The organism is Mesorhizobium sp. Arg314 (assembly GCF_053714275.1).
The window spans coordinates 1-244 of record NZ_JBSKBP010000370.1 but is presented as its reverse complement, the minus strand read 5'-3'; the positions used below and the strand labels follow the sequence as shown (position 1 = coordinate 244).

Sequence of the window (244 nt, the reverse complement as noted above, 5' to 3'; positions counted from 1 at the left end):
TTCAACGCGAGTGACGGACCCAACCCATGGATCTCGGTCAGATCGACGCCAAGCACGCCGTATAGAGCGGTCCTCACCTCGAACGATGGTGTATTGACCTGCTTGGTCTTCACCCGCGGCCTGGAGAGCTTGCCCACCGGCTTGGCCTCTTTGTCAGTCAGCGCCGTCATCAAGGATTCCAGCTTGTGATCGCAGTCAAGCATCTTGGCCTGGTAGGTGTCGTAGAGCTCCAGCGACTGGGTCA

General features: G+C 58.6%; 1 pseudogene. It reads right to left on the bottom strand.

Annotation, left to right across the window (positions count from 1 at the left end):
• Window positions 1-244: pseudogene (locus ACWGS9_RS36200) on the bottom strand (IS110 family transposase); the annotation flags it as partial.